The organism is Corynebacterium sp. HMSC070H05 (assembly GCF_001837615.1).
Lineage (GTDB): Bacteria > Actinomycetota > Actinomycetes > Mycobacteriales > Mycobacteriaceae > Corynebacterium > Corynebacterium coyleae.
The window spans coordinates 1-291 of sequence record NZ_KV833318.1; the positions used below are offsets into that span (position 1 = coordinate 1).

The window sequence follows — 291 nt, forward strand, 5'->3', positions numbered from 1 at the left end:
TTTTCCAAGCCATCGCCGACGCCTACGAACAACGCAGCCTGATCATCACCACCAACCTCGCGTTTTCCCAATGGGGCCAAGTCTTCGGCAACGATGACATGGCAGCGGCAGCCATCGACCGCATCGTCCACCACGGACGCATGATTACCTTCACCGGCCAGTCCTACCGCATGGCAAACGCCCTCATGAAATAACCCTCAAAACCCCAGCAACGCTCAAACGGCCCAAAACCGTGCCGAACTGGCCTAAAAATTCGAGCCGAAACGGCCTAAAACAACTTGACAAAACACA

Annotated in this window: 1 protein-coding gene; it reads left to right on the forward strand. The window is 55.0% G+C overall.

The features are described 5' to 3' along the window. On the forward strand, positions 1-194 hold a 194-nt coding region (locus HMPREF2617_RS05835), incomplete at its 5' end, for an ATP-binding protein (RefSeq protein ID WP_168168337.1). Positions 195-291 lie beyond the last annotated feature (97 nt).